The sequence below is a fragment of the Cupriavidus sp. FW305-46 genome, assembly GCF_058787075.1.
In genome coordinates this window covers 80984-87629 of sequence record NZ_JBYSZI010000026.1, presented here as the reverse complement: position 1 = coordinate 87629, position 6646 = coordinate 80984, and the positions used below count along the sequence as shown (strand labels likewise).

Sequence of the window (6646 nt, the reverse complement as noted above, 5' to 3'; positions counted from 1 at the left end):
GGGGGGGGGGGGCGGTCGCCAGCCTGGCTGGCGTCGGAATCATGGTTGGATTGCATCAAGACTGGTTTTTTGCTGAAGGTGACGGCGAATGCCGACACGCCGAGGCGCTCATTCAATCCCAAGCCGGCGCAATCCGCAACTGCGCCGTGCGATTCTCGCATTCTGCGCGCCGCCGTCTACTATCGATAGGCCGCGCGGCGGCAACCGGGAAGATGCGCCGGGGCAGGCGCGGGTCCAGACGGGGAGGGAGCATGGCGATTTCGCAATCGGAGGCAATGGCCCCGGATGAGGACACCGGCGCGGAGGCCGGCGGCGCCCTGGAGGCGCCGTATTCCACGCTGGAGTCACGCTGGCACCAGATGTTCCCGCAGCTCGGCGCCGAAGACATGGCGCGCGTGCGCCGCTTTGGCACGCCGCAGAGCTGGAGCGCGGGCGAGAAGCTCTTTGCCATCGGCGATACGGGCCGGGGCATGTACCTGATCGGCAGCGGCCGCGTGCGCCTGATGCGGCGCGACGGCCTGGGCCGCGAGCACCAGATCACCGAGCAGGGCGCCGGCCACTTCCTGGCCGAGGTCGGCACGCTCAGCGGCCGCCCGGCGCTGGTCGACGGCGTGGCCGTGACCGATACCCAGGGCTATGTGATCACGCCAGAGCGGTTGCGCGCCCTGCTGGTGGCCGAGGCCGAACTGGGCGAGCGCATCATGCGCGCGCTGATCCTGCGCCGCGTGGGGCTGATCGAATTCGGCAGCGGGCCGGTGCTGGTCGGCCATGGCACAGAACCGCAGCTGGTGGCACTGCAGGCCTTCCTGCGGCGCAACGGCTACCCGCATACGGTCATCGACATCGACGCGGAACGCGACTGCTCATTGCTGCTCGACTACGCCAACGCGCCCGCCAGCGACTTCCCGCTGGTGATCTGCGCCGACGGCCGCGTGCTGCGCGCGCCGGACGAAGGGCAGCTGGCTTCGTGCCTGGGGCTGTTGCCGGAGTTCGATCCGGCCCATGTCTATGACGTGGTGGTGGTCGGTGCCGGGCCGGCAGGGCTGGCCACGGCCGTGTATGCCGCTTCCGAAGGCTTGTCGGTGGCGGTGATCGATTGCCGCTCGCCGGGCGGGCAGGCGGGCGCGAGTGCGCGCATCGAGAACTATCTTGGCTTTCCCACCGGCATCTCCGGGCAGGCGCTTGCCGGGCGCGCGTTCGTGCAGGCGCTGAAGTTCGGCGCGCATATCGCCATCCCGCTGGAGGTCAAGGCATTGCATTGCGGCGCGGACCCGATCCGGCTGGAGCTGGCCGATGGCCGCATGATCCCGACCCACACCGTGGTGATTGCCACCGGCGCGCAGTACCGGCGCCCGGACATCGCCGCGCTGGAGCACTTTGAAGGGCGTGGCGTGTACTACTGGGCTTCGCCGGTGGAGGCCAAGCTGTGCAAGAACGAGCCGGCAATGCTGGTGGGCGGCGGCAATTCGGCCGGGCAGGCAGCGGTCTACCTGGCCTCGCACGCGGCGCACGTGCATATGCTGGTGCGCGGGCCGGGGCTGGCCGCCACCATGTCGCGCTACCTGATCGACCGCATCGGTTCGCTGCCCAATATCACGCTGCACACGCACGCGCAGATCAGCGCGCTGGCGGGGGAAGGATGGCTCAGCTCGGTGCGCTACGAATGCCGCGCGGAAAGCCCGGCCCCGGTCACGATGGACGTGCGGCACCTGTTCCTGTTCATCGGCGCCGATCCCAATGCGTCGTGGCTGCGCACCTGCAACGTCGAGGTCGATGACAAGGGCTTCGTGCGCACCGGCGGCGGCGAGCTGGGCTGCGCGTCGGCGGTGCCGTATCCGCTGCAGACCAGCGTGCCGGGCGTGTTCGCCATCGGCGACGTGCGGGCGGGCTCGACCAAGCGGGTCGCCGCGGCGGTGGGTGAGGGCGCGGCCGTGGTGGCGCAGATCCACGACTACCTGGCTCGGGTGCAGGCAGCCGTGGCGCGCTGAGCGCGGGCCACTCAGGCCTGCGCCTCGCGCTCCAGCAGTTCGCGCTTGCGCGCCACGCCCCAGCGGTAGCCCGACAGGTTGCCGTCGCTGCGCACCACGCGATGGCAGGGAATGGCCACCGCCAGGTGGTTGGCGGCGCAGGCCTGTGCCACCGCGCGCACCGCACGCGGCGCGCCGATGCGCGCGGCAATCTCGGCATAGCTGGCGGTGCTGCCCGCGGGGATCTCTTGCAGGGCCTGCCATACACGCTGCTGGAACGCGGTGCCGCGCACGTCCAGCGGCAGCGCCAGGCCGATCGAAGGTGCCTCGATAAAGCCCACCACTTGGGCCACCAGTTGCTCGAACTGCGCATCGCCGCCGATCAGGTTGGCGCGCGGGAACTGGTCCTGCAGGTCCTGCAGCAGCGTCTGCGGATCCTCGCCCAGCAGGATCGCGCAGACACCGCGCTCGCTCTGGGCCACCAGGATCGCGCCCAGCGAGCACTGGCCGATGGCAAAGCGGATATCGGTGTCGGCCCCGCCCGCGCGGTAGCGCGACGGGGTCATGCCCAGCACTGCGTCCGAGGTCTCGTAGAAGCGGCTGTTGGAGCCGAAGCCGGCGTCGTAGATCGCCTCCGTCACTGAGTCGCTGGTGCCGAGTTGCCCGCGCAGCTTCCTGGCGCGGTGCGCGGCGGCGTAGGCGCGCGGTGTCAGGCCGGTGGCAGCCTTGAACAGGCGGTGGAAATGATAGGGGCTGACGCCCGCCGCACTGGCCAGTTCGGGCAGCGTGGGCAGGGTGTCGGCGGCCTCGATGCGGCGGCAGGCGTCGGCCACGATGGCCGCGTGCCGGGCCGCCAGCGCAGGCGCGGCGGCACGGCGGCTGGGCCGGTAGCCGGCGGCTTCGGCCGCGGCGGCGTTATCGAAGAACTCGACATTGGCCGGATGCGGCAGGCGCGACGGGCTGCTCGGCAGGCAGTACACGCCGGTGGTCTTGACCGCATAGACAAAGGCACCGTCGGCGCCCGGATCGCGCGCCAGCACGCGGGCCCAGCGCGGGTCGCGTTCGATGGTGCTGGCTTCCGGTTGCTGTGTGGGACGGGCCATGGGATACCTCACGTGGCGTCGTGGAAGATGATGCCCAGCGTGTAGCGCTGGCCCGCGTGCAGCCGGCTGACGCCATGCCGCAGGTTCACGCGGTAGCTGCCGCGGCTGCCCTGCACCGGGCGCTGGCTGACGGCAAAGACCACGGCATCGCCCTGGTGCAGCGTCACCACCTCGGCTCGCGACTGCATGCGCGGCCGCTGCTCGGTCATCACGAACTCGCCGCCGGTAAAGTCGCGGCCCGGCTCGGACAGCAGGATGGCGACCTGCAGCGGGAATACGTGCTCGCCATACAGGTCCTGGTGCAGGCAGTTGTAGTCGCCGGGGCCGTAGCGCAGCAGCAGGGGCGTCGGGCGCAACTGGCCGGCGTCGTGGCAGCGGGCAAGATAGTCGGCGTGCGCGGCGGGATAACGGACATCGATGCCCATGGCGGCGTTCCAGCGGTTGGCCACCGGCACCAGGTGCGGATACAGCGCCGTGCGCAATGCGGCCACGGTGTCGGGCAGCGGGTAGCGGAAGTACTTGTACTCGCCCTGGCCAAAGCCGTGCTGGCGCATCTCGATGCGAGAGCGGTACAACGCGTCCTGCGCATAGCCGGCGGCAAGCGCGTCGCATTCGGCTGCCGACAGCAGCCCGCGGATCGCGGCGCAGCCATAGTCGTCGAGCTCGCGTGCAATGGCCGCCCAGTCGGTGCCATCGACGCGGGTGGCGATATCGGCTTCGTGCCCATGCCCCCGCGCCGTGCCGCGCGCTGGCGGTATTGGCCGGCGCGGCCCTGCCACGGCCATTTCGGGGCGTTGTATCTGGCTGATGCTCACCGCGGGTCTCCTGTCTCTTGCTTGCATGGTGCCAACTTTAGGCCGCCCGCGTGCGCCTCGCACTCCGGGTCTTGCTTTTGAATTCTGCCCGGTATCTGCCTTGACAAGACAGATCTGTCTACCAATAATGAGACAGGTCTGTATCATATCGAGCAGGCTGTTCTTCCTACCTGATTCACCCTGTTTCCGCCAAGGAGCCTCCGCATGTCCGCACAAGCCGAAATCCGTCCGCCGTTGCCCCCATTCACCCTTGAATCCGCCATCGCCAAGGTCCGTGCCGCCGAGGATGGCTGGAACAGCCGCGACCCCGAGCGCGTGGCGCTGGCCTATACCGTCGACAGCGCCTGGCGCAACCGAGCGGAATTCGTCAATGGCCGCGCCGACATCGTCGCCTTCCTGCAGCGCAAGTGGCAGAAGGAGTTGGATTACCGGCTGATCAAGGAGCTATGGGCGCACGACGGCAACCGCATCGCCGTGCGCTTTGCCTATGAATGGCACGACGATTCCGGCAACTGGTACCGGTCATACGGCAATGAGAACTGGGAGTTCGATGAGGCGGGGCTGATGCGCAGGCGCTTTGCCTGCATCAACGATGCGCCGATCAAGGCGGCGGACCGCAAGTTCCACTGGACCCTGGGCCGGCGGCCGGATGAGCATGCGGGGTTGAGTGAACTGGGGTTGTGACGGTTGTTCGGGTATCAGTTTGAACGCTGACGCTCGAACTGCTTGAGGCTGCTCCCCTCTCCCGCGCGCGGGAGGGGAGCACACAAGCGATGAGGGAACGCCTTACTGCATCTTGTCCAGGTTCCCGATCCGCACCAGCATCTCGGTGAACATCTGCATATCCAGGTTCAGGTCGGCCACTTCCTTGTACTCGCGCGCGTTGTGCGCGGTGTATTTCTTGCCCGGCATGGCCGGCCCGAAGTTGATGGCATTGGGCATCAGCTTGGCGGTGGTGCTGCCGGCGGTGGAAACCGGCTTGGCTTCCAGCCCGGTGGTATCGCCAAAGATATTCAGCAGCGTGGACAGCCACGCGCCCTTGGGATCGCGCGCCATCCAGTTGCCCTGGTCGTACTTGATCTCGACCGGGCCATGGGTGGCGGCCCAGCCGAAGATGCGCTTGGTGATCTTGCCGCCCAGCTCGTCCGGCGTGCGGCCGCGTGGCATGCGCACGTTGGTGACCACGTCGACATATTCGCCGCGCTCGCGCACCAGCGTGGGCGACATGGTCAGCGGGCCCATGAACGGGTCGCGGTAGGCCACCTCCATCCTGGTGCCAAGGTAATCCAGCCCGTACAGGTCGTTCAGGTAGCGGACCGCGTTCAGGTAGTGGTTCTCGGCAAATTGCACGCCGCTGGCCTGCAGGAACAGCGCCAGCCGCGGCAGCGGGTTGACCCCTTCCTCAGGGCGCGATCCGTGCGCCGAGGCGCCGGTGACTTTCACTTCCACGTCGTTGCCGGCGCGCTTCACGTCGATGGAGAACTTGCCGCGCGGGGTGTGGCGGCGCAGGAATTCAGCGCGTGCCTGTTCCAGCGTGGCAGCCACGGCGGCAGCATCGCCACCGGCAATGCGCGCGGTGGCGGTCTCGGGGATGGCATTGGCCGAGGCCGCGCCGCGCATGGCAACGATGGCTGGTCCCTTCTGGTCGGACTTGCCTTGCGCGCTCTTGTCGTCCGCCGATTTGATGCCGAAGGAAACGGTCAGCGTGCCCGCGCCTTTTTCCGCCACCACCGCGGGGTATTTGCTGTCGAGCACGACGTTGTACTCGGGCAGGGTGGTGTGCTGGCGGTAGTATTTCATGCCGTCGCCGCCGGTTTCCTCGGTGGTCTCGATCATCAGGCGGATGGTGCGCTCGAGCGGCACGCCGCTTTCCTTGACGGTCTTCATGGCATACATGACCGCGGCGATCGAGCCCTTGTCGTCGATGGTGCCGCGCCCGTACAGCGTGTCGCCCACGCGCGTCATGCGGAACGGATCCAGCTTGGTGCCGTCCTCCAGCACCCATTCCTCGGCCACCGCGGGCACCACGTCGGCGTGGGTCAGGATGCCGAAGGTATCCTTGCCGCCGCCGGGCAGCGTGACCTCGAAGACCCGGTTGTCGACATTGCGGTAGGCCAGCCCGAAGTCGCGCGCCATGGCCTCGATCATCTTGCCGAACTCGATGATGGCGGGGCTCTCGTGCTGCGGGATTTTCTCGTCGCGCACGGTACGCAGCGCCACCATCCTGCCGATGGCGTCGATCACCGCGGCCTCGTTGCGGACGCGGTTGTAGACGCCCAGCAGGCGGCCGATATTGACCAGGTTGTCGCCGGCCAGCGGCGACCGGGCCTGCCACGCCGCCACGGCCGGCGCGACGGAAGGCTCGGCCCTGGCGGCGGCGGCCATGAATGCCTGCAGGTCGGCCTGGGCCGCCGTTCGGGTGCCGGAGACCAGCGCATCCAGGGCCGGCTTCTTCAGGGTTTGCGCCTGCGTGGGGTGCGCCAGCATCAGCGACAGCGCGAGCATCGGGGCCCATCGGCAGAGAGACGGCAGGCGGCAATATCGGGTCATTGCGGACAAAACGGGAGTCTGAGTGGATGCCGCATGATAGGGCACTCGCCGGTACTTGCTGGAAAAAATATGCTTTTGCGTGCGCGCGGATGAGGTGCAATGGCCGGCGCAATAGGGAATGGCTATGCAGTATCAATAGCGTGAGACAATCGCCGTGGTTAAAACGATGAATTGTACAAATCACATCCCGGTCGACAGAATGGGGCCTTCG

5 protein-coding genes are annotated in these 6646 nt (G+C 68.0%); 2 read left to right on the top strand and 3 right to left on the bottom strand.

All coding sequences use genetic code 11. The features are described 5' to 3' along the window. Nucleotides 1-251: 251 nt before the first annotated feature. Entirely contained in the window at nt 252-1988 is a 1737-nt protein-coding gene (locus AC3WON_RS14970) for an FAD-dependent oxidoreductase (RefSeq protein WP_492352121.1), read from the top strand. An 11-nt stretch (nt 1989-1999) separates the two neighbouring features. Here AC3WON_RS14970 and ada read toward each other — a convergent pair whose 3' ends face one another. Together ada and AC3WON_RS14960 are read right to left on the bottom strand one after the other, a co-directional pair. Further along, nucleotides 2000-3070, bottom strand: a complete 1071-nt coding sequence (gene ada, locus AC3WON_RS14965; RefSeq protein ID WP_492352120.1) for a bifunctional DNA-binding transcriptional regulator/O6-methylguanine-DNA methyltransferase Ada — start codon at nt 3068-3070, stop codon at nt 2000-2002. Between the two features lie 8 nt (nt 3071-3078). Then, nucleotides 3079-3855 carry a 2OG-Fe(II) oxygenase gene (locus tag AC3WON_RS14960; RefSeq protein ID WP_492352123.1) on the bottom strand — a complete coding sequence of 259 codons (777 nt, stop codon included), beginning with the start codon at nt 3853-3855 and terminating at the stop codon, nt 3079-3081. Nucleotides 3856-4089: 234 nt separating this feature from the next. Here AC3WON_RS14960 and AC3WON_RS14955 point away from each other — a divergent pair, with 234 nt between their 5' ends. After that, nucleotides 4090-4569: a nuclear transport factor 2 family protein gene (locus AC3WON_RS14955; RefSeq protein WP_492318566.1), complete on the top strand. Its 480-nt coding sequence runs from the start codon at nt 4090-4092 to the stop codon at nt 4567-4569. A gap of 102 nt (nt 4570-4671) precedes the next feature. Here AC3WON_RS14955 and AC3WON_RS14950 read toward each other — a convergent pair whose 3' ends face one another. After that, the gene (locus AC3WON_RS14950; protein WP_492352119.1) at nt 4672-6390 is read right to left on the bottom strand and encodes a dipeptidase; all 1719 of its coding nucleotides are present in this window, start codon (nt 6388-6390) and stop codon (nt 4672-4674) included. Between the last annotated feature and the right edge of the window lie 256 nt (nt 6391-6646).